Annotated in this window: 27 protein-coding genes and 1 pseudogene; 17 read left to right on the forward strand and 11 right to left on the reverse strand. The window is 65.5% G+C overall.

The window, feature by feature from the left end:
* Positions 1-39 precede the first annotated feature (39 nt).
* The 3 genes from ABEA50_RS16950 (at position 40) to ABEA50_RS16960 (ending at position 2,643) form a co-directional block, all read left to right on the forward strand.
* Positions 40-810: an IclR family transcriptional regulator gene (locus ABEA50_RS16950; RefSeq protein WP_345496362.1), complete on the forward strand. Its 771-nt coding sequence runs from the start codon at positions 40-42 to the stop codon at positions 808-810.
* A gap of 277 nt (positions 811-1,087) precedes the next feature.
* Positions 1,088-1,393 (forward strand): helix-turn-helix domain-containing protein, encoded by a 306-nt coding sequence (locus tag ABEA50_RS16955; RefSeq protein WP_345496363.1) that lies wholly within the window; start codon positions 1,088-1,090, stop codon positions 1,391-1,393.
* Complete coding sequence (locus ABEA50_RS16960) at positions 1,390-2,643, forward strand: type II toxin-antitoxin system HipA family toxin (protein ID WP_345496364.1); 1,254 nt, start codon at positions 1,390-1,392, stop codon at positions 2,641-2,643. The genes ABEA50_RS16955 and ABEA50_RS16960 overlap by 4 nt, the downstream gene beginning before the upstream one ends.
* A 364-nt stretch (positions 2,644-3,007) precedes the next feature.
* On the opposite strand, the gene ABEA50_RS16965 is transcribed toward ABEA50_RS16960, so the two are convergent.
* On the reverse strand, positions 3,008-3,373 hold the full coding sequence (locus ABEA50_RS16965) for an STAS domain-containing protein (protein ID WP_345496365.1): 366 nt from the start codon (positions 3,371-3,373) through the stop codon (positions 3,008-3,010).
* A 13-nt stretch (positions 3,374-3,386) separates the two neighbouring features.
* Complete coding sequence (locus tag ABEA50_RS16970) at positions 3,387-4,274, reverse strand: STAS domain-containing protein (protein WP_345496366.1); 888 nt, start codon at positions 4,272-4,274, stop codon at positions 3,387-3,389.
* 443 nt (positions 4,275-4,717) lie between these two features.
* Here ABEA50_RS16970 and ABEA50_RS16975 point away from each other — a divergent pair, with 443 nt between their 5' ends.
* From ABEA50_RS16975 to ABEA50_RS16985, 3 genes are all read left to right on the forward strand, one after another.
* On the forward strand, positions 4,718-5,215 hold the full coding sequence (locus tag ABEA50_RS16975) for a DUF4232 domain-containing protein (protein WP_345496613.1): 498 nt from the start codon (positions 4,718-4,720) through the stop codon (positions 5,213-5,215).
* Between the two features lie 503 nt (positions 5,216-5,718).
* Positions 5,719-6,462: a GntR family transcriptional regulator gene (locus tag ABEA50_RS16980; RefSeq protein ID WP_345496367.1), complete on the forward strand. Its 744-nt coding sequence runs from the start codon at positions 5,719-5,721 to the stop codon at positions 6,460-6,462.
* Positions 6,463-6,671: 209 nt separating this feature from the next.
* A complete protein-coding gene (locus tag ABEA50_RS16985) occupies positions 6,672-7,865 on the forward strand; it encodes an acyl-CoA dehydrogenase family protein (RefSeq protein WP_345496368.1) in 1,194 nt (397 codons plus the stop codon).
* 31 nt (positions 7,866-7,896) lie between these two features.
* Here the strand turns inward: ABEA50_RS16985 and ABEA50_RS16990 are convergent, their stop codons facing one another.
* Positions 7,897-8,328 (reverse strand): universal stress protein, encoded by a 432-nt coding sequence (locus ABEA50_RS16990; protein WP_345496369.1) that lies wholly within the window; start codon positions 8,326-8,328, stop codon positions 7,897-7,899.
* A gap of 82 nt (positions 8,329-8,410) precedes the next feature.
* On the opposite strand from ABEA50_RS16990, the gene ABEA50_RS16995 reads away from it, so the two are divergent.
* The 6 genes from ABEA50_RS16995 to ABEA50_RS17020 all read left to right on the forward strand — a co-directional run bounded on the left by ABEA50_RS16995 (position 8,411) and on the right by ABEA50_RS17020 (position 14,349).
* Positions 8,411-9,199 carry an enoyl-CoA hydratase/isomerase family protein gene (locus tag ABEA50_RS16995; RefSeq protein ID WP_345496370.1) on the forward strand — a complete coding sequence of 263 codons (789 nt, stop codon included), beginning with the start codon at positions 8,411-8,413 and terminating at the stop codon, positions 9,197-9,199.
* Positions 9,196-10,413: a CoA transferase gene (locus ABEA50_RS17000; protein WP_345496371.1), complete on the forward strand. Its 1,218-nt coding sequence runs from the start codon at positions 9,196-9,198 to the stop codon at positions 10,411-10,413. Before ABEA50_RS16995 ends, ABEA50_RS17000 begins: the two co-directional genes overlap by 4 nt.
* A 643-nt stretch (positions 10,414-11,056) precedes the next feature.
* Complete coding sequence (gene fabG, locus ABEA50_RS17005) at positions 11,057-11,794, forward strand: 3-oxoacyl-ACP reductase FabG (protein WP_345496615.1); 738 nt, start codon at positions 11,057-11,059, stop codon at positions 11,792-11,794.
* Positions 11,795-11,823: 29 nt separating this feature from the next.
* Positions 11,824-12,660 (forward strand): FAS1-like dehydratase domain-containing protein, encoded by an 837-nt coding sequence (locus ABEA50_RS17010; protein ID WP_345496372.1) that lies wholly within the window; start codon positions 11,824-11,826, stop codon positions 12,658-12,660.
* Between the two features lie 19 nt (positions 12,661-12,679).
* Positions 12,680-13,891, forward strand: a complete 1,212-nt coding sequence (locus tag ABEA50_RS17015; RefSeq protein WP_345496373.1) for an acetyl-CoA C-acetyltransferase — start codon at positions 12,680-12,682, stop codon at positions 13,889-13,891.
* Positions 13,888-14,349: a MaoC family dehydratase gene (locus ABEA50_RS17020; protein ID WP_345496374.1), complete on the forward strand. Its 462-nt coding sequence runs from the start codon at positions 13,888-13,890 to the stop codon at positions 14,347-14,349. Before ABEA50_RS17015 ends, ABEA50_RS17020 begins: the two co-directional genes overlap by 4 nt.
* Before the next feature lie 412 nt (positions 14,350-14,761).
* Here the strand turns inward: ABEA50_RS17020 and ABEA50_RS17025 are convergent, their stop codons facing one another.
* On the reverse strand, positions 14,762-15,760 hold the full coding sequence (locus tag ABEA50_RS17025) for a DUF3558 domain-containing protein (protein ID WP_345496375.1): 999 nt from the start codon (positions 15,758-15,760) through the stop codon (positions 14,762-14,764).
* Between the two features lie 380 nt (positions 15,761-16,140).
* Between ABEA50_RS17025 and ABEA50_RS17030 the strand changes: the two genes are divergently transcribed.
* The gene (locus tag ABEA50_RS17030) at positions 16,141-16,665 is read left to right on the forward strand and encodes a hypothetical protein (RefSeq protein WP_345496376.1); all 525 of its coding nucleotides are present in this window, start codon (positions 16,141-16,143) and stop codon (positions 16,663-16,665) included.
* A gap of 337 nt (positions 16,666-17,002) precedes the next feature.
* On the opposite strand, the gene ABEA50_RS17035 is transcribed toward ABEA50_RS17030, so the two are convergent.
* Positions 17,003-17,350 (reverse strand): hypothetical protein, encoded by a 348-nt coding sequence (locus ABEA50_RS17035; RefSeq protein WP_345496377.1) that lies wholly within the window; start codon positions 17,348-17,350, stop codon positions 17,003-17,005.
* A 354-nt stretch (positions 17,351-17,704) separates the two neighbouring features.
* Between ABEA50_RS17035 and ABEA50_RS17040 the strand changes: the two genes are divergently transcribed.
* Complete coding sequence (locus tag ABEA50_RS17040; protein ID WP_345496379.1) at positions 17,705-18,343, forward strand: P-loop NTPase family protein; 639 nt, start codon at positions 17,705-17,707, stop codon at positions 18,341-18,343.
* Between the two features lie 119 nt (positions 18,344-18,462).
* The gene (locus tag ABEA50_RS17045) at positions 18,463-18,882 is read left to right on the forward strand and encodes an ankyrin repeat domain-containing protein (RefSeq protein ID WP_345496380.1); all 420 of its coding nucleotides are present in this window, start codon (positions 18,463-18,465) and stop codon (positions 18,880-18,882) included.
* 184 nt (positions 18,883-19,066) lie between these two features.
* Here the strand turns inward: ABEA50_RS17045 and ABEA50_RS17050 are convergent, their stop codons facing one another.
* Positions 19,067-19,384 (reverse strand): hypothetical protein, encoded by a 318-nt coding sequence (locus ABEA50_RS17050; RefSeq protein ID WP_345496381.1) that lies wholly within the window; start codon positions 19,382-19,384, stop codon positions 19,067-19,069.
* Between the two features lie 265 nt (positions 19,385-19,649).
* Here ABEA50_RS17050 and ABEA50_RS17055 point away from each other — a divergent pair, with 265 nt between their 5' ends.
* The gene (locus tag ABEA50_RS17055; RefSeq protein WP_345496382.1) at positions 19,650-20,876 is read left to right on the forward strand and encodes a helix-turn-helix transcriptional regulator; all 1,227 of its coding nucleotides are present in this window, start codon (positions 19,650-19,652) and stop codon (positions 20,874-20,876) included.
* Between the two features lie 254 nt (positions 20,877-21,130).
* Positions 21,131-21,625 (forward strand): flavoprotein, encoded by a 495-nt coding sequence (locus tag ABEA50_RS17060; RefSeq protein WP_345496383.1) that lies wholly within the window; start codon positions 21,131-21,133, stop codon positions 21,623-21,625.
* Positions 21,626-21,950: 325 nt separating this feature from the next.
* On the opposite strand, the pseudogene ABEA50_RS30980 reads toward ABEA50_RS17060, so the two are convergent.
* The 5 genes and pseudogenes from ABEA50_RS30980 to ABEA50_RS17080 all read right to left on the reverse strand — a co-directional run bounded on the left by ABEA50_RS30980 (position 21,951) and on the right by ABEA50_RS17080 (position 24,747).
* Positions 21,951-22,265: pseudogene (locus ABEA50_RS30980) on the reverse strand (Imm7 family immunity protein).
* Positions 22,266-22,332: 67 nt separating this feature from the next.
* Positions 22,333-22,752 carry a hypothetical protein gene (locus ABEA50_RS17065; protein WP_345496384.1) on the reverse strand — a complete coding sequence of 140 codons (420 nt, stop codon included), beginning with the start codon at positions 22,750-22,752 and terminating at the stop codon, positions 22,333-22,335.
* A complete protein-coding gene (locus tag ABEA50_RS17070) occupies positions 22,749-24,101 on the reverse strand; it encodes a hypothetical protein (RefSeq protein ID WP_345496385.1) in 1,353 nt (450 codons plus the stop codon). The genes ABEA50_RS17065 and ABEA50_RS17070 overlap by 4 nt, the downstream gene beginning before the upstream one ends.
* A 5-nt stretch (positions 24,102-24,106) precedes the next feature.
* The gene (locus ABEA50_RS17075; protein WP_345496386.1) at positions 24,107-24,409 is read right to left on the reverse strand and encodes a WXG100 family type VII secretion target; all 303 of its coding nucleotides are present in this window, start codon (positions 24,407-24,409) and stop codon (positions 24,107-24,109) included.
* A gap of 11 nt (positions 24,410-24,420) precedes the next feature.
* The gene (locus tag ABEA50_RS17080) at positions 24,421-24,747 is read right to left on the reverse strand and encodes a WXG100 family type VII secretion target (RefSeq protein WP_345496387.1); all 327 of its coding nucleotides are present in this window, start codon (positions 24,745-24,747) and stop codon (positions 24,421-24,423) included.
* Between the last annotated feature and the right edge of the window lie 236 nt (positions 24,748-24,983).

Below are 24,983 nucleotides of genomic sequence, written 5' to 3' on the forward strand. Positions count from 1 at the left end.
ATGGTCCACTGAGTGGACCGAATTCAGGAGATCGCCAGCATGCAGACACCGGAGCTCGACCCACGCTCGGTGCTCGGCCGAGTGATGGGAATTCTCGACGCGTTCAACCCCGACGACGGAGCGGTCGGATTGTCCGAGCTCGCGCGCCGCACCGGCCTGCCCAAGGCCACCGTGCACCGCATGTGCCGAGACCTGGTCGCCGCGCGCATGCTCGCCGCCACCGCGGGGGGCTACCGCCTCGGACGCGGACTGTTCGAGCTCGGTATGCGCGCCGCCCCCGAACGGACACTGCTCGAAGTCGCGGTCCCCTTCTTGCAGGATCTCTACCGCCGAGCCGACGAAACCGTGCACCTCGGCGTGCCCGACGGCGACGAGGTCGTCTACATCAGCAAGATCGGCGGACACCGGCAAGCACGCGCACCGTCGCGTATCGGTGGTCGAATGCCGTTGTACTGCACCGCCATCGGCAAGGCCCTACTCGCGCACTCGACGCCGACGGCAATCGACCGCGTCCTCGCGGGCTCGCTGACCCGGCGCACTCCCCGCACGATCACCGGGCCGGGACTGCTGCGCCACCAACTCGACAACGTCCTCGAACAAGGCGTCGCCTACGAGTACGAGGAATCAGCGATGGGCATCGTGTGCGTGGCGGCCGCGATCCTGGACACCGACGAGACCCCACTGGCGGCGATATCCCTGACCGGCCCACCCACCCGCTTCCGCCCCGATGCCCATGCCGTCTCGGTTCGCGCGGCGGCAGCGGGCATCGCCTCGATCCTCGCGCGGCGCAACGGCTCTCCTGCGCCGTGAACGCCGGGACCTCGCACGCGGGCAGTTTCCGACAGCCGATGCGCATCGCCGCGACGGGGCATTCGCACAGACGTCCACCACGCGAGCTGTTCCCCAGAAGCCTGACCGCCTCCGCACTCCCCGCCTAATCATTGCGATGAGAACGATTGAACCTCTCCGGCTCCAGCGATTCGGCATTCGCGATGCTATCGTTGCCATTACACCGTTAAGGTCGATTGTGCCGACAAGCGACGCCACATGAGACCCTTACCGTTGCTATAGCAATGATAGGAGTGTCATGACCCGACCTAGTCCGCGTCGGCGGTCTCGTAAACAGACAGGCCCCCTATCGGCCTTCGGCACCTCGGTGGCGCGGCGACGGCACAGCCTCGGTTTGACTCAGCTCGATCTCGCCGACCTCGCCGACGTCGGGATCTCCTCGGTGCGCACCCTCGAATCCGGAAACTTGTCACCCACCCTTGCCATCACATTGCGCATCCTGAACGCCCTCGGCTTAACGCTTGTCAGCGTGCCGCACGCTGATGCCCGCTCTCTCGGGAGCGGCGCCACCGAACTGCACTCGACGGACGCTGGCCCCAGGTGACGACGCCGAACGACCTCGCCGAGTTGCGCGAGGTCAACGCAGCGGACGTCTACAAGGCCGGCCGGCTCGCGGGACACCTACGCCGCGAGCACGACGACGTCGTCTTCAGCTACTCCGAGCCCTACCTCGCCGATCCAACGACGCCCAACGTCGCGTTCACCCTCCCCAAGCGGGCAGAGGGTTTCCGCGCCACCGCAGGATCGGTCCCGGCGTTCTTCGCAGGCCTTCTGCCCGAGGGCTTGCGCCTGACCGCGATCACCGCGGCTACCAGGACGAGCGAAGACGACCACTTCAGCATTCTGCTCGCCGTGGGTGCGGACACGATCGGCGACGTTCAAGCCATCCCCTCGGGAGCCTCCCACATCGACCCGCCGCCGATGTACAACCAAACCGATACGACAGCAGCCAATTTCACGGACCTGTTCAACCAAGCCACCTCGTCGAACCCGGACGACCTCGACCGCACGGCTCTGCCAGGAATCCAGATCAAGGTGTCCGCACAAATGATCTCGACGCCGGTTTCTACCGCGCAAGGACCAGCGATCCTCAAACTCAATCCACCCGGGTACCCGTGTTTGGTCGAGAACGAGAATTTCTTTCTCGATATGGCTCACGCGTGCGGCATCCGCGTCCCTGACCATCAGATCGCTACCGATGGGCATGGTCGGACAGCCTTGTTCATCAGTCGGTTCGACCGCGTGCTCGAAGACGGCCGACTTCATCGGTTCGCGCAGGAGGACGCCTGCCAAATTCTTGGTCGATACCCAGCCGCCAAATACCGGATAACCTTGCAAGAGGCCATAAAAGGTCTCGCGATGGCGGTCACCGAGGGGCGAGGCTCGTTCGCCCTTGCGGCTTTGCAGATGCTCGAAGTCGCCGCATTCAGCTATCTGATCGGAAACGGCGATCTACACGGCAAGAACTTATCGATCCGCCAGAACCCCGCCGGGACATGGGAAGTCACGCCCGCCTACGACCTCCTCAGCACCCAGCCCTACCTGAGCTGGCGCGATCCGATGGCCTTGACGCTATACGGGCGCAACGCCAAACTCTCTTACCGGTGGTGGACGGATGCTGCCTCCCGCCTCGGTGTCCCGAAGCGGGCGCTAGACCGCAGTCTCGCTCGCATCACCGACGCCGCCGAATCCTGGACGAGCCGAATCTCCGAAATCGGGTTCGATGAAAAAACCACCACTCGTCTCGAGACACTGGTCACGAAACGCCGTCAAGAACTCCTCGCGGACAAATGATTTCAGGTCACCTCTCTGGGGCGTCCGGAGCTACGCAAGACCGAAGACGCGTTTAGCGGTGCGGTGGGCAATCGCGGTTCGTTGGGGTCGGTCAGCGCAGGTGCCGCGGAGGAAGGCCGTGCCCACGGGTGGTCTTCGTAGGGGCCTGCCAAGCCACCTCGCACCCGCACGGACGAACAAGACCGTCGACCACTGCTCGCCTCGTTCGTGGAAGCCGTCCCGAAATACGCAGGGCACCAATCACGCTCAGGGGCCGACCTGTGTATCCGGGCGATCGTGCCGCGCCCTGATCGAACAACGAGGCCACAACCGTTGCGCAGCAGGTGATCTCGCAACCTCGGGAGTCGTCGCGGAATCGGTTGTCCTACCGCGAACCAGCCGCCAACGATCGATCCAACCAGGCCAAGCCCTCCTCCAAGTCGAGGGCCGTATGCATGCCCTCGAAGGTGAGGCCGAGTTGGACCATGGCGAAAGCGACCTCGGGTTGCAGGCCGACGATGACGGTTTCCGCGCCGCGCAGCCTGGTCATGTGCGCGATGGTGCGCAGCGATCTCCCCGCGAAGGAATCCATCGTTTCGATGGCCATCACATCGACGATGATCCCCTGGGCGCGATATTTGCTGACGTACAGCATCAGATCGTCTTGCAGGCGTTGGGTGTCGGTATCGGTCAGGGTGGACTGCACCGAGGCGATGAGATAGGTGCCCTGCTTCAGGATGGGTACCGGCATGACCCGCCGCGAATTACTTTCCGTCGCGGTCGACCCGCGACACTTCGTACCCGATCAGCAGCTCCGCCTCTTCTATCCCACCCTGTAGGTCGCCGACCGCGTTCATCTTCGACAGGTCGAGACCGATCGTCACGAGCGTGAGCGCGATCTCCGAGGACAGGCCGGTGATGATCACGCTCGCGCCCATCAGACCCGACGCCTCGACCGTCTGGACCAGGTGGTTCGCCACGATCGAGTCGATATCGGGCACACCGGTGATATCGATGACGACGACCTTGGCGCGATTGGCGCGAATAGCGCCGAGCAGCTGCTCGGTGACCTGTCGGGCGCGCTGCGAGTCGAGCACACCGATGATCGGCAGGATCAGCAGCTGCTCACGCACCTGGAGCACCGGCGTCGACAGCTCACGGATCGCCTCCTGCTGCTGACGGATGACGCGCTCACGTTCCTGCACGAACGAGACGGTCACCGTGTTGGCGATCCGGTTCGCGGCGGGCTCGTAGGCGTCGAGCACATGGTTGAGCAGCTCGAAGTTGGACTGGTACTTCTCGAAGAGGCTGCGCGCGAGCACGTCTCGCAGCAGCAACACGATGCCGATGACCTCGTCCGTCTCGACCCCGCGCGGAATGATCCGCTCGGACAGGTCGCGCGCGTAGGCCTGCAACGCCTCGGCGCTACCGGTCTCGAGCACCTCGACGTAGTTGTCGTAGAGCGAGGTGGCCTCGGAGAAGATCTCCTGCGGATTCATGGCGGTGAGCAGTTGAGCAACGGTGATCCGTCGCGCCCACTCCTCGCGCAGGTCGGTGCGGTTCTGCCGAAGATGCTCGACCAGCTGCGGAAGCAGATCGTCGGCGGGGCTCGCCAGCGAGTCCGTCAGATCACCGATGGATACGTCGGTCATGTGAAAAAGCTGCCCTTTCAGTGCGCTACGTTCGGGTTCTTGCTCATGCGTTCGGTTGCGACCGTCTGCGCTGAACGCGAGATCGAGCAGCACTGCCGACCACCACTGATTGCCCCTCCGTGTTCGAAACCAAACACACGGCGGGTAGGTGTGACCGATACGGCTGGGAAACCACCCGAAGCACTGAGCCCGACCGGCACCCGAAGCGTGCCGCGCGTGCCAGGTGAGGAGCCGGGCAATTGCTCCGTGGCGACCGAATCGATGGTGTGCGGCATCACCCCGGCGTTCCGGTCTTTGACCAGCAAAGCGCTCCGGGACCGACGCCGAATCGGCAAGGGTGGACACCGTCGACGTTCGTACGAACGATTCGTCGTGCGCGATGTAATGACATACGGTCGAAGAGAAGTCCTGATTAATGTTGTGCGAAAGGAGCTTTGACGGTGATGATGAAACGAGCGATGACGGTGGCAGCTGCGGCCGTCCCGGTGATGTTCATGGCCCCGGCGATCGGTTCGGCGCAACCGTCCACGGTCTGCACAGCCGAAGGCTTGAGCGCCGAAACCCAGCAGGACGCAGCGCCAGGCAACCAGCACACGCTGCACATCGTGCTCACCAATACCTCTACCGAAGCCTGCCTGGTGCAGGGCTACCCCGGCCTCGACCTGACCGGTCCGGAGGACCCGAACGGCACCGTCTACACCCTGCCCCGCCAGGAAACCGGGTTCGCACCCGTGACGGTCGAACCGGGTGCCGCCGCGACCGCCGACCTGACCTACCTGGCGGGTGGCACCGACGGCTGGATCCCCAACACCATCGTCCTGACCCCGCCCGACACCACCACCCAACTGGTCATCGACTGGCCCGATGGCGCGGGCAGCGTCGAGCGCCAGGACGGCGCCACCCACCCCGGCACCTTCATCGGCCCGCTGCGACCGGCCTGACCACAGGTCTCCGGGCGAGCGTCGACATCGCGACGTCGGCCCACCAACCGAACAAGCACGACAGACAGGCCCCGGCGGGCAGAATTCTCGACCCCGCCGGGGCCTGTCGCGTGGTCTCACGATCCCGCTGCGTGCGCGCCCCGCGGATGGATGGGACCGACGCGCCGCACATGGCGTTCGGCTTTCGACTCGCCGAGGCGAAATTCACCGCCGAGCCGCTCGGTGCGGCCATGGAGAACTCGATCACCGCCGTCACCTCGGTGGGTGCCGCGCCTATCTGGACGCTGTCCGAATCACGACATCGAACGGGAGGCCACCGCATCCAGCACGCAACCGCGCCAGCAATCGCACCCCGCCCGCGAGGAGGTGAGCTGCTGTCTTGCCGCTACCGTTGACAGCGCCGGAGCCGACGGGCTCGCACGAGTGACGACGCGCCGAGGAGCGAACGTCCTCCGAGCGGGCGATGACTCGGAGCGACCCGGACTACACAGAGGTAGGAGCGCATGAAGGCAGAGCGGGGCGCGGAGCCGGCGCATCAGGTGGTGTCGCGGGAACTGCGTGCCGCGATCACCGGGGGCGACTATCGCGGCGGTGCCCAGCTGCCTACCGAAACCGAACTCGCCCAACGGTATCGAGTCAGTCGACAAACGGTGCGCCGCGCTTTCCAGGACCTCGTCGCCGACGGGATGGTCTACCGCGTGCCCGGCCGCGGCACCTTCGTCACCGAATCCGACGGCCGCTACCTGCGCCACCACGGTTCCATCGAGGACCTGATGAACCTGTCCTCCGACACCACGATGGAGGTGCTGGTTCCCCTGCACCGCCGCGTGGACATCGGCGCGGCCAGCAGGCTGCGGCTCGACACCGACATCGTCTACACCGTGGCCTTCCGCCGTATTCACGACGGCGTTCCGTTCGTCCTGACGACGGTGCATCTGCCCGAGCACATCGGCGAACACCTCATCGATCTTCCCGAGGTCGGCGCGGGTGGTACGGGGTCGCACACCGTGATCGGGTTGCTCGAACCGCGCCTGGCCGATCGGATCGTCGAAGCCGCGCAATCGATTACGGTGGCACGCGCGGAGGCCGACATCGCCGAGGGGCTCGGCTGCGAGCGCGACCATCCCATGCTTCGCGTGGACCGGCTCTACTCGGACGCCACGGGTCGGGCCGTCGACCTGTCGGTCAGTTACTTCCTGCCTGAGCATTACACCTATCGCGTGACGTTGCGCCGCAACGCACGCTGACCTCCCCCACCGACCCGCACCTCCCGCATCGGCAGACACCGCCGCATTCAGCGAGCCGGTACAGCTGCGCCCGGGCAACGATGATTTGTACGTACTTATGATACAAATGACCGTACTTATACTGCCCGATGGCGGACGGGCACGGACCGCCGGCAGCACACGCTCGTAGTCCGCGCGCCACGCGCGGTCGCAGGATGAGGAGAACGCGCATGAGCCGGTTATGCAGCACCGAAGGACTGACCGAGGACCAGACCGAGATCATCAGGACGGTCCGCGTCTTCGTGGAGAAGAAGATCCTCCCGGTGGCCACCGAGCTCGAACACAACGACGAATACCCGCAGGAGATCGTCGAGGGACTCAAGGAACTCGGCCTGTTCGGCCTGATGATTCCCGAACAGTACGGCGGACTGGGCGAATCGCTGCTGACCTACGCACTGTGCGTGGAAGAGATCGCGCGCGGCTGGATGAGCGTCTCCGGGGTGATCAACACCCACTTCATCGTGGCCTACCTGCTCATGCGACACGGGACCGACGCCCAGAAGCAGAAGTACCTGCCGCGAATGGCCACCGGCGAAGTGCGCGGGGCGTTTTCGATGTCGGAGCCCGGCCTCGGCTCGGATGTGGCGGCGATCAAGACCAGGGCCGTCAAGGGCGAGGACGGCGGGTACACGATCGACGGCCAGAAGATGTGGCTGACCAACGGTGGCACCTCGAACCTCATCGCGGTGTTGACCAAGAGCGACGAGGGCGCCGCGAGCGTCTACAAGAACCTGACCACCTTCCTGATCGAGAAGGAAGTCGGGTACGGCGAGACCGCCCCCGGCCTGACCATCCCCGGCAAGATCGACAAAATGGGCTACAAGGGCGTCGACACCACCGAGGCCGTGTTCACCGGCCACCGGGTTTCGGCCGACCAGATTCTCGGCGGGGCGCCGGGCAAGGGCTTCTACCAGATGATGGACGGCGTCGAGGTCGGCCGCGTGAATGTCGCCGCCCGCGCCTGCGGTATCGCGCTGCGCGCGTTCGAGTTGGCGATCGCCTACGCGCAGCAACGCGAAACCTTCGGCAAGCAGATCGCCGACCACCAGGCGATCCTGTTCCGCCTCGCCGAGATGGCGACCAAGGTCGAGGCGGCACACGCGATGACGGTCAAGGCCGCCCGACTCAAGGACACCGGCCAACGCAACGACGTCGGCGCCGGAATGGCGAAAATGCTTGCGGCCGAATACTGCAACGAGGTCGTCGGGGACTCCTTCCGCATTCACGGCGGCTACGGCTACTCCAAGGAGTACGAGATCGAACGCCTCTACCGCGAGGCCGCCTTCATGCTGATCGGCGAGGGCACCGCCGACATCCAGAAGATGATCATCGGCCGCGCGCTGCTCGCGGAATACAAGCTCTGAGATCACGGGAATCCTCGTGTGGCAGTGCGGATCAGCGCTCGTGGGTGTGTGCAACGTAGACGTCGCAGTGCGCCCGGCTCGCCACGTCGCGCGCGATGCTACCCAGGACGCGGGCGAACCCCTGGACCCGCTTGTTGCCGACGACGATCACCTCGGCGTCGAGTCGCTCGGCGACCTGGACCAGCACCTCACCCGGCTTTCCCTCGACCGCGTCCGAGCGCAGCACCAGCGCCTGATGCCGCGCCTGCAAGGCTCGGACCTCCTCGACGGCCGTGCGCCGCGCCTGCTCCTCCGTCGAGCGGACGAGTTCCTCACTGCCCTGGCGCAGTCGCTCGACCTCGAGACGTTCGTACGCGCAGATCACGTGCAGTCGCGCGCCCAGCGCCTCGGCCAGCGCGGCGGCGCGCTCGGCCGCGCGCGCCGCGGTGGGACTGCCGTCGACTCCGGTGACGATCGTCTTCATCTGATGCCTCTTCTCCTGTTGTCTTCGGGCGACCCGTCGGATCTCGACAGGACCCATAGTCATAATATATTTTCTATAGATTATGACCTCCGAGAGCGCTCAGGAACCCGTCCATCAGGAACAGCCGAGCCCCGGAGTGACGGTTCTTCGAATCGACCGACCGCAGCGCCGCAACGCGCTCGACCAGCGAACCGTGGAACTGCTGCGATCCGGCCTCGCCGACGCCGCCGCACGGCAGGACGCGGCGGTGGTCCTCACCGGCGGCGACGAATTCTTCTCCTCGGGCGGCGATGTGGCGTCCATGCCCGGCCCGGAGGGGGGTGTGCTCGCGCCCGCGCGGCGGTTGACCATGATCCACGACCTGGTGACGACCATGGTCCGCGCCGACCAGGTGATCCTCGCGGCCGTCGAGCGCTACGCGATCGGCGCCGCATGGGGCATCGTGCTCGCCTGCGACCTGGTCGTCGCCGGCGAGAACGCATACTTCAAGGCGCCCTTCGCATCTCGCGGTCTGACGGCCGACGCCGGTACCGCCTACCATCTCCCCCGCAGGCTCGGCCAACAGCGGGCCGCGGCCCACCTCTTCCTGGGCGAACCGCTCACCGTCTCGGATGCGCGGACGGCGGGACTGGTCACCGAGACCGTGCCGCCGGGCAGCTCGACCGCGCGTGCGATCGCGCTCGCCGAAACACTAGCGGCGGGCCCGAACCAATCGAACGCACTCACCAAATCGCTACTCGCGCAGGACCGCTCGGACCTCGCGCAGTTCCTGGCCAACGAACGCGCCGCGATGGCACTGGCGAACCACGGACCGAACGCACGGGAAGGCCGCGCCGCCTTCCTCGAACGACGGGAGCCCCGCTTCTCATGAACACCACGCCCCTTGCCCACCTCCAGGTGGTCGAGTGCGCCACCTTCGTCGCCGGGCCCTCGTGCGGCATGAGCCTGGCCCAACTGGGCGCCGAGGTCATCCGCGTCGACCTGCCCGGCGGCGGCAACGACCACCAGCGGTGGCCGCTCGCGCACACCGGCGCCAGCCTCTACTGGGCCAACCTGAACAAGGGAAAGCGTTCGGTCGCACTGGATTACCGCACACCGGAGGGCCGCGAACTGCTGCTCGCACTGGCCGCCCGGCCGGGGCGCGGCGCGGGCATCCTCGTCGACAACATGGTCGGGCGGCACCGGATCACCCACGAAGACCTCACCGCGCGCCGCCCCGACGCGATCTCGGTGCACGTGCTCGGCTTCCCCGACGGCGGGCCCGCAGTCGACTACACCGTGAATGCCGCTGTCGGCGTCCCGAACCTGACCGGACCGAACGGCCCCGCCCAACCGGTCAACCACGTACTACCCGCATGGGATCTGCTCGCGGGCTCCTCCGCCGCACTCGGCGTGCTGGCCGCGGTGAACCGCAGGGAGCAGACCGGCGAGGGATCACGCCTGGACATCGCGCTGTCCGATGTGGCGCTGTCCGCCGTCGGCGCGATGGGCTGGCTGGCCGAAGCCGAGCAGCACGGTGACCGCGCCCCGCACGGCAATCACCTGTTCGGCAGCTTCGGCACCGATTTCGCCACCGCGGACGGCAGGCGCGTCATGGTCGTCGCGCTGACCGAGGGACAGTGGCGCGCCCTCTACGAAGTCACCGGCACCGCAAAGGTTTTCGCGGCGCTGGAAGCCGCGTTCGGCACCGACCTGCGCGCGGAGTCGGCGCGCTACGAGCTGCGCGAGACCATCGCCTCGATCCTGCGCCCATGGTTCGCCGCACGCACCCTCGACGAACTGACCACCCAACTGACGGGCACCCGAGTGCTGTGGAGCCCCTACCGATCGATGAGCGAGGCCGCCGCGCTGGCCCGCGCCGACGCGGGTTCGGTGGCACGCCCGATCCAACAACCGGGAATCGGCGAGATGCTGGCCACCGGGTACCCGCTGCGCTGGGCGGACGACCTCACCTCCCCCGTGCCCGCACCGCGCCTCGGCGACGACACCGAAGCGGTGCTCGCACAGGAGCTGGGGATGGCCGCCGACGAGATCGGCCGCCTGCATGACCGAAAGGTGGTGGCGTGCGAACCGACACCTCGATGAGCCGAGCCCACAGCGAAATCCGGCGGAATGCCTCCGCCGGTCCGGTCGCCGGAGTAGGCGCGGGCGACGCGGATACCGAATTCGTTTCGACACCGACAACACGACCAGGCGGCGATCGGTGCGGTAGCGGCAACGCGGCGAACTTCGAGACGGAGCGCAGCGGTGCCGCGCTCGCCGGTCCACGGGGAGCACGACACCGCGGCTGCCCGCCGGGACATGCTCGACCCACAACGATCCGATCCGACACTGGACCGACCGCTACTGGGTACTTGCCGCCGAGGCCCGCACCCACCGGGACTCGTGGGTGCCGACCCACGGCGAACCGCACGGCGACAACCAGGTGCACACCGCCGACGGCATCCGGCTGGTCGACTGGGAATCGCTCGCCCTCGCCTCACCCGAACGCGACTACTCGCGGCCGTCCACCGTCCCCGGCCTCGACGTGCCCGCCGACCTGGCCATGCTGGAACTCGTCGGCGATCGTCCGGTCACCGAACTCCCCCTTACCGCTTCCGGGGCACGCACCCCGACGGCTGCGCGCAGTCGGACGCCGCACGCACGAGCGGTCGACCACCGCACGAGACGAATGTTCGAGTCGTGCCCCGCGCACAACCCACTCATCGCAACGACAGGAAGATCGCTCATGACCGCACTACTGGCCGACAAAACCGCCGTGATCACCGGTGGCGCACAGGGTATCGGCTTGTCGATCGCCGAGCTCTATCTCGAGCACGGCGCCAACGTCGTGCTCGGCGACCTGGACGAGGCCGCCGCACAGGCGACCGCGAACAAGCTCGGCGACCGGGCTCGCGCCGTGCGCTGCGACGTGGTCGACGCCGCCCAGGTGCGGAATCTCATCGACACGGCCGTAGCCGAATTCGGGTCGCTGGACGTGTTCGTCAACAACGCGGGCATCACCAGGGACGCGACCATGCGCACCATGACCGAGGACGATTTCGACCTCGTCATCCAGGTGCATTTGAAGGGCACGTGGAACGGCACCCGCCTCGCGGCGGCGCGCATGCGGGAGCAGAAGTCGGGCGCGATCGTCAATATCTCCTCGCTGTCCGGGAAGGTCGGCATGGTCGGCCAGACCAACTACTCGGCCGCCAAGGCCGGAATCGTGGGGCTCACCAAGGCGGCCGCGAAGGAGATGGCGCACCACGGCGTGCGGGTGAATGCGATCCAGCCGGGACTGATCCGGTCCGCGATGACCGAGGCGATGCCGCAGAAGGCGTGGGACCAGAAGATGGCGGAAATCCCGATGCAGCGGCCGGGTGAACCACAGGAGGTTGCCGGGGCGGCCCTGTTCTACGCGTCGTCGCTGTCGTCGTACATGACCGGCACCGTGGCGGAAGTGACCGGCGGGCGGTTCATGTGAGCGCGCCGAGGCAGAGCAGCGTCGACCGCGTGGTCGACCCGATCGCCGTCGCCGGGCTGGCCGACCTGCTCGGCGCCACCGACCTGGATCTCCGTGCCGGAGCGCCGCTTCCGCCCCTCTGGCACTGGATCGCACTGGCCCGATGGGCGGCACCCGAAACACTCGGCCCGGACGGGCATCCGCGCCTCGGTACCGGCATCATGCCGAAGGTCGCACTGCCGCGACGCATGTTCGGCGGCGGCAGCGTCACCTTCCACGCACCGATTCCCCTGGGCGACAACGTCACTGTGACATCCCGTGCCGCAGAGCCGAGGGAACGCGAGGGCCGCACCGGACCGCTGATCCTCGTCGATGTGACCGTCGAGGTGCACGACCGCACCGGGGAACTGCTGCTGGAAGAAGTGCAGAACATCGTCTACACGAGCGCGCGGACCGAATCGTCGACGGTGGAACCCGCGTCGGAACCATTGGCGGACAACCTGATCGGTTCCGCCGAGACTGCGGCGGACGAGACGAGAAGGAACCTGCGCACCGACCCCGTGCGACTGGCCCGATTCAGCGCGCTCACCGCGAACTCGCACCGGATTCACCTCGACTGGCCGTATGCCACTCGCGCCGAGGGCTATCCGGGGCTCGTCGTGCACGGCCCGCTGATGGCGGTGGCGTTGGCCGAAGCGGCCCGCCGCGACGGCGTCGCGCCGCCACGCACCTTGCGCCACCGTGGCCTGGCCCCCCTGTTCTGCGGTGAACCCGCGCAGCTGGTGTCCAGGCAGGGGACGTTCGAGGTCGTCTCCCCCGGCCCCGAACCACGCGTCCACGCACGCCTCGAGCTCGACCCGACGCCGAAAGCCGAACGGCGCGAATGAACAACGATCCAGGAGAGTCATGACCGACGCTGTCCTCTGCGAACCGCTACGCACCCCCATCGGGCGATACGGTGGCGCCCTCAAACCCGTCACCGCGGTCGACCTCGGCGTCACCGTGCTGCGCGAACTCCTCGCGCGCGGGCTGCCGCCCGACGCCGTCGACGACGTGATCCTCGGCAACTGCAACCCCAACAGCGAGGCGCCCGCCATCGGCCGCGTCGTCGGCCTCACCGCGGGCCTGCCCGTGGAGGTGCCCGGCCAGCAGATCGACCGCCGGTGCGGCTCCGGCCTGCAAGCGGTACTCAACGCGGCCATGATGGTGCAGACCGGCGCCGCACGGGTCGTGGTCGCGGGGGGCACCGAAAGCATGAGCAATGTGCCGTTCTACACCACCGACGCCCGCTGGGGCGCGGCCCGCACAGGCATGACCATGCACGACGCGCTGGCCCGCGCCCGCACCACCGCGGGCGGACCCGACTACCCCGTCCCCGGCGGGATGATCGAGACCGCCGAGAACCTGCGCGCCGAATACGGGATCACCCGTGCGGAACAGGACGCGCTGGCCGTCGAATCGCACCGCCGTGCCGTGGCCGCCCAGTTGTCCGGGGCGTTCGCCGAGGAGATCGTCCCCGTGACGGTCCCCGCGCGCCGCGGCGACACGGTCGTCGACACCGACGAGCACCCGCGCGCCGACACAACGCTGGAAACCCTTGCCGCCCTGCGCCCGATCATGGGTAAGACCCTCGATGACGCGACGGTCACCGCAGGCAATTCCAGCGGCCAGAACGACGCCGCCGCGCTGTGCGTGGTCACGACGCCGGAGCGGGCGGCCGAGTTGGGGTTGCGTCCACTGGTGCGGCTGGTGTCATGGGCCGTGGCCGGAGTTCCGCCGCGCACCATGGGAATCGGACCCGTCCCCGCCACCGCGATCGCGCTGGAACGCGCCGGGCTCACCATGGCCGACATCGACCTGATCGAACTCAACGAAGCCTTCGCCGCCCAGGCCCTCGCGGTCATGCGCGAGTGGAAGTTCGGCGAAAGCGACCGGGAACGGGTCAACGTACACGGCTCGGGCATTTCCCTCGGCCACCCCGTCGGCGCCACCGGAGCCCGACTCGTCGGCACCCTCGCACGACAGCTCACCCGCACCGAAAGCCGTTACGGCCTCGCCACTTTGTGCATCGGTGGCGGACAGGGGCTCGCGGCGATCGTCGAACGGGTCGCGGCATGAGCGCCACGGTCGTCCACGACAGAGCCGAACTCGACGCGCTCGTCGGCGTCGAGCTCGGACCGGGCCCATGGGTCACCGTCGACCAGGCCCGCATCGACCAGTTCGCGCGGGCAACCGGCGATCACCAATGGATCCACGTCGACGCCGAGCGCGCCGCCGACGGCCCCTACGGTCGGACCATCGCCCACGGCTACCTCACCCTGTCCCTCATCTCCTCCCTCGCCGAAGACCTCTACGAATTCCGTTTGGGCACAGCGCGACTCAACTACGGGCTGGACAAAGTGCGCTTCCCCGCCCCCGTCCCCGTCGACAGCAGGGTGCGCCTACGCTGCACCATCGCCGAGGTGTTGCCACGCACCGACGCGCTGCTGGTACCGATCGACTTCACCGTCGAGTTGGAAGGGAGCGAACGTCCCGCGTGCGTGGCACGCAAAATGTCGCTGGTCCTGCTCACCTGATCGAGTAGGCCTAACCGACCGTTGACCTGGACAGCTCGAACCCCAGCGTAAGGCCGCACGGAACGCCGCAGCCCTTCCCGCGCGGGCCCTGTCTCCACACCGCGCGGACCTTGTTCACGGAGTCGGGAGCTGTTGCGTCCGTCGACCACTCCTGCGAGCACCATTCCTCCTAGATGCGGCCTGTGCGGCGGTGGTGCCGGATGGTCGTATTCCGCATGTCGCTGTTCGACACCGACGACGGGCGGCGTTCGCTCCTCGAACTGGTCGACCGCTCGCCCATGACACTCACACTGGTGACATCCGCGCCCGGTGCGTGGTGCGACCACCCTCGATCGAGAGCTGACGGATCACCGCGTTCGCGGCCGAACTGCTGGGGCTCCATACTCCACAGCAGCCGTTTGTCGAACACGACCTACTTCGTCGGCCGATGAGACAGAACCTGGGTTGTGATCGAGGTTGCGGCTCGGCACGCCTGTCCGAGTTCGGCTTGATTCGGGAGGATGACCTGGGCGTACAGCAGTTCGCCCAGGCTGGTGACGTCCGACTGGCTTCGGCCTGGCCATGGGGACCAGCGCTTGGTCGTTGTGGTGACGACGCATCGGCCGGGCCCGCTGGTTTCGCTGATATCCCATGTGCGTGCGGGGAAGCCGTTGATGGTGGAGCGTTCACCGAAGAAGATTTTCGGGTCACTGATCATGACCGACACCATCGCCCCAGGAGGGGTGTCCGAACCGTCGTCGGCGCGCCATTGACAGTCCTGTTCGGCAGGGATCGATGTGTCGACGAGGCCGGTCAGATTCACCGTGGCCTCGACCTCCCGCATGGAAATCGAGCCGCAGAGGTCGTATCCGTGTAGCGAGTCGCTCGGATAGTCGATCGCTGTGTACGTTCCGTCTTCCATGGTCGCGACGATGGAATCGATCGCACGATCTCGCGCGATGCACGGGTCCACATCGGTGGGCCGTTTGTCGTATCGCTCGGTCTTCGCGTGCAACAGAATTCCTTGGCCGTCGGCCAGCCGGATCGTCGCATCGCACCGGGTGCCGTTCTCGGATGTGCCCTCGGTGACGTGTATCTGTCCTCGATCGGCCGACACCGCATCCGATGCGGCGAGGTCGGTGGTGTGGGCACCGAAGGTCATCCAGACAGCTACGCGTCCGCTGACATCGTCCGCGAGCGGCAGGCTGAGGGTGCACGTGGCGAAGTTGGTCGGTTCGATCGAGATCGCGGCATCGACGCCGTCCAGATCGGCGAAAGCGGTCGGTGCGATGAATCCGCAGGGGTCCATGGTCGTGATGTCGCCGATCGGTGGCACCGAGGGCTCGGCGCCGCAACCCGACCCCACAAACCCGACGGAAAGCAATGCGACGATGAATCCAATGGCTGCGCCGATGCGCCGACGTCGAGTCATGACCCCTCCGAAAACCCTAGTGATACCGGGTGATTGAAACTCCCCTACGCTCAGCCTAGCGCCTGCCCATCGGCTGCGGCAGGGCGGATGTGAGGAGTCTGCGCTCGCCCCTTGGACGGCGAGTTGGTGTGAGTAGGCCACCGCGCAGCATTCGGACGAATCGAGGAACTACGTGCGGTGGTCGACGGCCGAACGGCAGAGGGCCCGCCGAGGCGGAGTGATCGTTGAATCTATAATAACTAGAGTTATCACAGCACAAGGGCTACACCATCGCCACGGCTGTCCCCACCCGCTGAACTCGCGGCCCGCCGTCGTCGCACGACCCTCACACGCCCGGTATACCGTCCGATGACCACCATTTCCGACCAAGGGGCGAACACGTGAACGACGACCAGTTGCCCATCGATCTCGGCATAGACCTCGATGACCCGGTCGCCCTTTGGCAGGCATGGAACAACCCGACCCGGCGAGCAACGCAATCAGGGCGATTTCTGCATCGGATCTCGTCGGATGACCTGTTCACCGAGAACCTGATGTGGTCGCTGCCCTACCTCGGCTTGTCACCGAGAACCCGGCAGATCAACGACGCGATCAAGACCCTGTTCCCGGACATGACCGCCGCCCTGAACCCGGAAAACGCTTCGCTAGCCGACGAATTCGTCTGCTTCATCGCCGAAGCGTTCACCACCAATACCGGGGCAACGCTCTACAACGACCAGCCGGTGCCCCCTGGCCGGAGCTTCTACACCGCTATCAACCCCGCGCTGCGCTACCCGTTCACTGACCGAACCGACACACTGTGGGAACTGGCCGACCAGGCCCTTCGCGACGGCTGGGCCACCGTCGGCGCCCTGCTGCACGACGCCACCCAACAACACGACGACTGGCGCGAAGACCAAGCGTGAGACACGCAAGGTCATGCCGACCGACGAGGACGAACAACGCGCACTGCGGCGCGAACGGGAAGCAGCACGACGGCAACGACAGATCGATAGGCAACGCGGGCGTGACGCCAATACCAAAGGCACCAACTTCCATACCGGGATGGCATACCAACGTGGTGAAACACCCGAAAACGGTTGGGTCCGTGAACATCCCGAACGGATAGACAACAGAGGCCGGGTACTCGACAGTGCCCGTCTTCTCGACCCACGCAACCGGGCCTTCACCGAATACAAATCCGGTCGAGCCGACAGCCGCGACACCCGTGAACAGCTACTCGCCGACCGCGCACTCCTGGAATCAGGCAGATATCGAACCGGGGAATGGGTCACCGTGCGCGGAGAACCCATGTCGCGTGAAGTACGCGACGAACTGGCCAAGATGACGCGCGATTTCCCCGGACGCTTCCAGCACACCCAAGTGTCCCCGCAACGCGCCCAACAAGCCGGTGAACTCGGGGCGGCACTCACACGCGGTGGTCAACTCGAGCTGATATCCGCCGAGAAGCTGCGCGAACAACAGCGAGCACACGAACGGACGCAACGCGAAGCTCACCAACGAGCAGAACGAGCACGGGTCGAACGGGCCGCCGCCGAACAAGTAGCGAAGGAATTCCAAGCCGCCTGGGCCGCCCGAGAAAAGAAGCACCGCGAACAAGAGCAGCAAACAGCTCGGGACCGAGCTGGACACGAAGCAGCCGAAGCGCGGATCCGAGCAGAGCGAGAAGCCGCAGCCCACGCTGCCCGGCAGCGACAGCGAGAAGCCGTCGACAGATTGAGAGACACCGCACGACAAGCACGGGAAGCCGCAGCGCGCGGGGAATACCACCAAATGTCCGCCCGCGACATGGCAGACCTCCTCGCCATCAACCGACCGATCCCAGGTATCGACCCACCGTCACGACAACCACCACAAACCCGCAGCGGACACGAAACCCCCCGGCAGAGAACGCGGCATCGAACGCGGCCCACGCTGAAACCATTTCGACGACGAGCGATCGTGATGAGCTCAACACGGAGCCCTCCAGACACCGGTCAGGCCGCGTGGCCGAATCTGGCCTCACCCACCGCGGCACTATTTCCGAACGCGCGGTTTCCGGAGTTCAAGGAGGTACCGTCGGTCGTCGTGGACCAGCGCATCATGATCGTCGGTTCTGGGGGAAGCGGAAAGACCTATCTGGCGCACCAGCTCGCCGACCTACTCCACCTTCCGGTGACACACCTCGACTCGATCTACTACGACGCGGACTGGAACCCCATCGCCCCCAGTTACTTCGAGCACGTTCAACGAGAACTCGTCTCTGGTGAGCGCTGGATCATCGAGGGCAACTACGTCTCCACCCTGCCTATCCGGCTCACCGGTGCCGACACCGTGATCTTCCTTGACATCGGAGCACTCACCTGCCTGTTCGGCATCGCGCGACGCCGATGGCGCTACCGGGGTGGCCAGCACCGCGACGGCGTCTACGACCGAATAACGTGGAGCTTCCTCCGCTATGTCGCGGGCTACCGAAAAACCATGCGCCCACGAGTACTCGCCCTCACCGAGCAACATGGTCAACACGCCCGGCTCATCACCCTCACCAGTCACCGACAGGTGCGTCGATATCTCGACCACCACACCCCTGCACGTCGAGGCTGACGCCGAGGACCAAGGCTCGCCGAGGTTGGGACGGTCGTCACCATCGGGCAGTACCGATGGACGTCGTTCGCAATCCGTCCAGCACAGCCTCCGAACACATACCGAAACCTGGTGAAGTAGTGACACAACGAGATGAATTCGGGCGCACCGCACTGCATTACGCAGCAGCCGACGGTGACCTCCCCGCCGTCGAACGACTCATCAACGACAACGACGTCCACGGTACCGACAACTACGGGTGGACCCCGCTGCACTTCGCCGCACAAGCCGCCATTCCGGAGATCGTGGCCGTCTTGTTGGACGCCGGGGCCGACGTCGACGCGATCACCGAGAAAGGCCATCCCCCGATCTACTGGGCGACCAACGCCGCTGCCGGAGACCCGGTCGCGACGATCCGGCTGCTGCGCGCTCGCGGTGCGGACCCGACGAAAGAGACGATTCAGAGCTACTTCGGTCCCCGCAGCACCCTGTACGCCGTCCGCGAAGTATCCAACAAGCCGCACATTCGCGCGGAATTCGCGGACCTCCTCGATGGGTGATGACCCGGATTGCGACCATGCTGTCGCCGAGGTCAGGACGAAACCGCCCGAGTCCAGGCGGCGCTGGCTCGCGTACGCAGAACAGGCACCGAGCGTCGACAGCTCGGTCAGCGCCGAGGCCACCAGGCCGCCCACACGATCACGGCAAGCGGCAGACCGAACACCACCACCCACCCGAGCACGATCACCGACCGAGCCCGTACACCGCCCACTGCGCGAAGCTCAACCGAGGTAGCACGGTCTCCACATCCACGGCCCCCATCAACCGGTTCAGCTCCAGCGGACCGAGATGGTACGGACTCGGCAGAATCACGACATCCGCACCCACACCGCGCACCTGATCGGCCACCGACAACACCGAACACTCCTGCGGCCACACCAACCGATAACCGAGCCGCCTCGCCAACCGCTCCACCTGCGCCGCATCCCAATCCGGTGCGGTACTCACCTCGAAATCGATCCATCCGAAAGCCGTCGGCCACATCGCATCTCCCCTTGTCATCCCCTGCTCACCTGGTAAGCACCCATCGCCGAGGACAGCGCTCCACCCGGCGACGGGGCTGGAAGGAAGCTTGGACGGCTGCACGGGAACGCGCCGGTGGCCTCGAACCACCCTGTTCAACAGGGAGATTCCCCCTACCCGAGTCGCTGGTGAGACCGCACCGGCCGCCCTATCCTGGAATTACCTCTTCGCGGAGGGACACACCACGGCCGACGGGTCGGGAGTATCCGCGAAGTGGACCAACCCGCGAAGAAGGCAGGCCGCTATGCCGACCCCTGACGAACTCGCCGCCCGCGCAATCGGCGAGCGCATCCAGAACATCCGCACACGCACCGGCCGGACCCGTGCGGTCGTCGCCGGTCTCGTCGGACGATCCGAGGATTGGCTACGCGACGTCGAGAAGGGCCGCCTCCAGCACCCGCCCGGCCTGGAAATGCTGCTCAGAATCGGTCAGGCCCTCGGCGTGCGCGACCTCACCGAAATCACCGGCGACCACGAGCTTCTGGTGGGCATTTCCCGCCGAGCCGGACACCCCGTCGTGCCCGCCATCCGCGAGGCCATCGAAGGCGTAGACCTCGCGGCGGTGCCGTCACCGATCAACCCCACCGAACTCGCCGCACGAGTGGACCGAGCCTGGCGACTGTGGCACACCTCGGCGACACCCCGCGCCGACGCCGGAGCGATGTTGCCCGAACTCATCCGCGACGGCCGCCGCGCACTGCGCACTCTCGACGGGCCCGAACGCCGTACCGCGGCCGCTGCCCTGTCGGGCGCGTATGCACTGTCCGAACAGGTCTTGGCCTGGGTCGCCGACGCGCCGCTGCTGTGGCTGGCCGCCGACAGGTGCATGTCGGCCGCCGAAATCGCCGACGACCCGGTAACACTCGCCTCGGCGGCCTGGGTGCTTGGCAACGTCTGGCGCTCCACCGGCCGCGAGGAGGACGCATACCGGCTCGCCTCCGACGCCGTCGAGTTGCTCGAACCGCAACTGGACGGCGACGCCGACGCACAGGCGCTGTGGGGTGCGTGCCAGTTACACAGCGCGATCAGTGCGGCCCGGATGGGTAGAGAAGGTGATGCGCTGCGCGGAATCGACCAGGCGATCGGGATGGCCCGCGCGCTACCCGCCGGGTCAGCCCACCCGTGGACGCTGTTCGGGGTAGCCAACACCGAGATAAGCGCCGTGTCCGTCCAAGTCGACCTCCGCAAGTCCGGGGGCGCTTTGGACGCCGCGAGCGCGGTCGATCCTAACGCAATCCCCTCGGTGGACCGCCGAGCACGACTGTGGCTGGAGCTGAGCCGCGCCTACGCCCAACAACACGATTGGCTCGGCACCCTCGGCGCGCTACGCACCGGAACCGCAGTCAGCGAGGAATCGATGCGCTGCCACCCACTCGCACGTTCACTCGCCGCCGAACTCGTCCCCCACGGCGGACGGCTCAACGAACGCGAATCCCGCGCGCTCGCAGGGCGTCTCGGCGTCACAGCGTGAGCGAGGCCAGCGAGTAGCCCAGAAACCACACCGGCCTACGTCGTGTCGAGACCAACAGTCACCACCTGAGTTCCGATACTCGCAGCGCCCGCCGAAGGCACAGCATCGGCGCAGATCAGAGCGTCGCAATCACTCCTCAGCGAGCCACACGAAGCGTCGCGACTGCCTCGCGACTACATTCCACCGCTGACGCCACGGTCAAGTGTGGCGCTGTAGGCGAGGACGCATCACCCATCGCCTGCCATGATGAGGACATGGGTGCGCGCACAAGAGTTCTGTACGCGATCGTGACAGGAGCCGGTGGGGCCACGGAAGTCGGGGAACTGGTGACCCTTGCGCAGGCAGACGGTTGGGACGTGTGTATTCTGGCCTCCCCCAACGGCGCTCGATTCATCGACGCCGAAGCACTCGCGGCACAGACCGGGTATCCCGTTCGTTCGGAGTTCAAGGTCCCCGGCACCAAAGACCTGCTTCCGCCGCCCGACGCGGTCATCGCCGCGCCATTGACAACAAGCTCGATGGCGAAATGGGCGGCGGGGATCGGCGACACGTTGCCACTGGCACTGCTGGTCGAAACGACGGGAGCCGGGCTACCCGTGGTGGCGGTTCCCCGCGGACGAGCGGCTCAATTCCAATTCCCGCCAGTCGCTGCCGCGATGTCGAACCTCACCGACTGGGGCGTGCGCTTCATCCGGGTCAACGGAGGCGAGCCGGTGCCGTGGGCGGCAGCTCTGAAAAGCCTCGACTGACCAAGTCCAACATCGAAAGGCCGGGGCGCCCGTAGCCTGGCCATGCACTCACACGGCGCGCATGTGCTTGCACGCCACGGCCTTACCGCCCACTCGCCGGTCCGTTCCCTCTTTGACACCCTGCCGCACCAGCACTTCGACATCACGTGATCGCGATCAAGCACCGCGCGACGAACCTCACCTATACCACCGCCCACACCGTAGTCGCCGCTGATGTTGCGCTCATCGTGTCCGGAGGCATCGAAAAAGTGGAACGCTTCGACGACCTCACCAGAGGACACCACGGCCCCGGAGGGCCCATGAGACGTACTCTATGGATCCTCGATTACCGGGACACAGGGAGACAGGGAGACAGCTTTGTATCGGATGTGGTCGTAACCCTTCCCCGCCTCATCACCATTACTTGAAACTCGTTGTCACGCCCCGTTGAATCCTCGTCGTCCCTGATATAAAGAAGCCCTTACGATCCAGCCGCCACATCGCCGACGCGCACAAAGTAGTCGATAACCTGCTGTACCTCATCTCCCCGATGATTCAATAGTCCCGACAGGCTGAGCTGTGCGGCCCCATTCACCATCCGGGCGTCGAGCAGCCCCACGCCATGCCGTAGCTCTGCCGCTCTCGAATTTCCATAGCACACCTGCTGCTTTCAGCAGGCGGCGATGTCGGCTCTGCGTTCCGCAACCAGCCTCGATATTTCGTCGAGGCTAGTTGTCAGCCCGCAGGAAGGGGTCGTCGGCCCACGGATCTCCGTACTTCTCGTAGGGATCGCCTAAGTCCTGCAAACGCTTGCGGCCTTCCTGCGTAATCGCAGCCCTGAAGACCTCGTTGGATCCGATCTCATCGTCTGAAATATCGAGGTAGCCGTGGGCATTGTTGTATCCCAACGCAATACGCCGAATTTCCTCATCGAGAGAGACGTCCCACGGCTCCCATGATCGGCCACCACCAGGAAAAGCCCCCAGTGAAATATAACTACGGGAAGCGAGTTCTCGTATGATTCTCAAAACCTCCCGACGCGAATACTCGTCGGGTGAGATCTTTCGGACACTCGCATCAAATTCAGCGATAGCCGCCCAGTCGTCAGCTATCGCGTAGAGCAGGAAATTCTCAAGTTTAGTATTCATGATTTTGGAAGATGCACCTTTACTGGCTTTCCGCCACCAGAGGGGTACTTGATATCCATGGTCACGCCACCGGAATCGCTCGTATCTCTTATTCTGATCTCCGTTCCATCTTGCAATCGGACGCCACGTCCTGGATATGTGCCAAGATCCATTGACTCACCTTCCTGGGCCAGTTTATCGTAGAGTTTCCGCATCTCCTCGTCGGTGTTCACTTCCCGATGAGGCTTATTCTCACCGGGACGTGTCTCAGCGTCGACGATCTTCTTGACTTCTTCTTTGGTGGTCGGCCCGGTGGCTGCGCTACTTCGGTCGCCAGATTGACCGCTGTCGTCGATTGATGTCGTCAGTATCGGCAGTCCGGCGATGGTCGGTAGTCCGCCCGTCGTCAGGACAGCTGTGGCGAAGGTGAAGCCGTTGAGCGCGGTGAGGAATGTGTTGGCGGGACCGGCCAATGCTTCGGCAGCCTGGTTCAGGAAGTCGGTGTCGGCTTGGTGTTCGCTGGGTGTCTGTGGCTTACCCGGTGTCTTCTGCTTCGTTGGTGGCTCTTTCACGCGCACCATCGAATGCCCGATCTCAATGGCGGTGATGACCACCACCGTGGCGAACCGGGTGTTCATATCCGAGCGCATCGTGGTCAAAGCGACCTTGTGGGCGTCGGCGGCGGCCGCGATGTCGCGGGCAGCGGCTTCGATCTCGCCGACGCTGGTAGCGAGCGTACGAAGGTGGCCTACAAGATTCGGGATGTCTTTCGGGGCGTTGGTTCCGTAGCCACGCTCGAGCCCGGAGGCGACCACTAACAGGCGTCCCTTGCCGCCGTATACCGGGTCTGACTGAGCGAAGGTCTTCCATGCGGCCGCAGCGGCCGCGAGCTTCTCGGTGTCCCCGTCAGGGACTTCACCAGCAGAGACGAGCGCGGTCACCTTGTTTTGCAGTTCGGTCCAGTCCGTCTCGAGTCCGCGACTGTAAGTTCCCGATGACGCGACACCGGTCACTGTGCCCGGGCCGTAGGGAAGTTCCGAGGGGAAACCGTTGGGCAACGATGGTGGGGCGCCCTTGTGGGGGTCGCGGTTGGCTTTGTACTCCCCGCATTTCCAGTTGTGACCAGATGCGGTCAGTATGTCCCCGAAGTGTTGCAGGGCCGACGCGAAGCTGGTCGCCACCAGCGTCACCGCTGCGGCGCGGTCGTCGTACGCTTTCGACCACGTTTTGACCGCCTGGTAACCGCCTGCCATCGCGCTGGTTTCCAGAAGGACGCGTTGCATCGCGTTGTAGACGGTTTGAAATTTATCCGACAGGTCGTAGCATTCCTTGGCCGCGCTCTCATAGGACTGCGGGGAGATTGAACCCACTGAGTTCAGCCACCGCTCATTCTGAAATTGATTTCCTCTGCCGCACTGTAGGCGTCGCGAGCAGCAACGGCGGCATTGTACATTTCAGTGATTCCTTCAACCACCGCAGCAGCCCCGGTCGCCCATTCCCGGTAGGCATCTGCCTGAGCGGTGGCAGCGGCTCCCTGCCAGTTTTGTTGGATGGTGGCGATTCGGTGGTTGATTCCGTCGAGACTTTCGGTGAGGAACCCGATGAATCCATTGGCGCGGGTGACGAGCTGGTCCAACTCATCGATGTCGAACGTGAAGTCGCGGGAGTCGTCGGCCATCACATGTTCAGCTACGGTAGATCGAGCGAGCTCAGGTTGACAGAATTCGAGATGTCCTGGCCAGAAACGGTTTTGCTCGCGATACCCAAGAGTCCGCCCATGCTGTTGAGGGCATTCAATACGTCGGCGGCACCCTTTTTCGTTCCGGCCCAACCATTTCCGAATGCGTCCGCCGCCGCACCGCTCCAATTGTCCAGGACGCTCGCAACGTCGCGGTCAAGCGAACTGAGTCCGTTGATCAAAGACTCCGCGACTTGCTCGATGTAGATGCCAGCATCAGTCACCTCGCCTGGAACCATCGCGAAATCCAGTCCGGGCGTGCTGTTCTCACCTGACACGCTACCCCCTGATCAAGACAACGGGACCAGCGTAGTCACGTCAGAGTTGGAAGCGCAATACTGATGTGCCAACCAGGCGGGCCCGCCAGGTCTGCTGTTCTTATGCGCCACTGCCTCGCCTGCGGATCGGCCATGTACAGCCCTCACCTACCGAACAGTCACGGTTACCACCGGCCTCACGAGTCGGCACGGGCAACCGAAATGCGATCCAACTGCATGAACAGGGTTCACTGGGA

The organism is Nocardia callitridis, assembly GCF_039543305.1.
Taxonomy (GTDB): Bacteria; Actinomycetota; Actinomycetes; order Mycobacteriales; family Mycobacteriaceae; genus Nocardia; species Nocardia callitridis.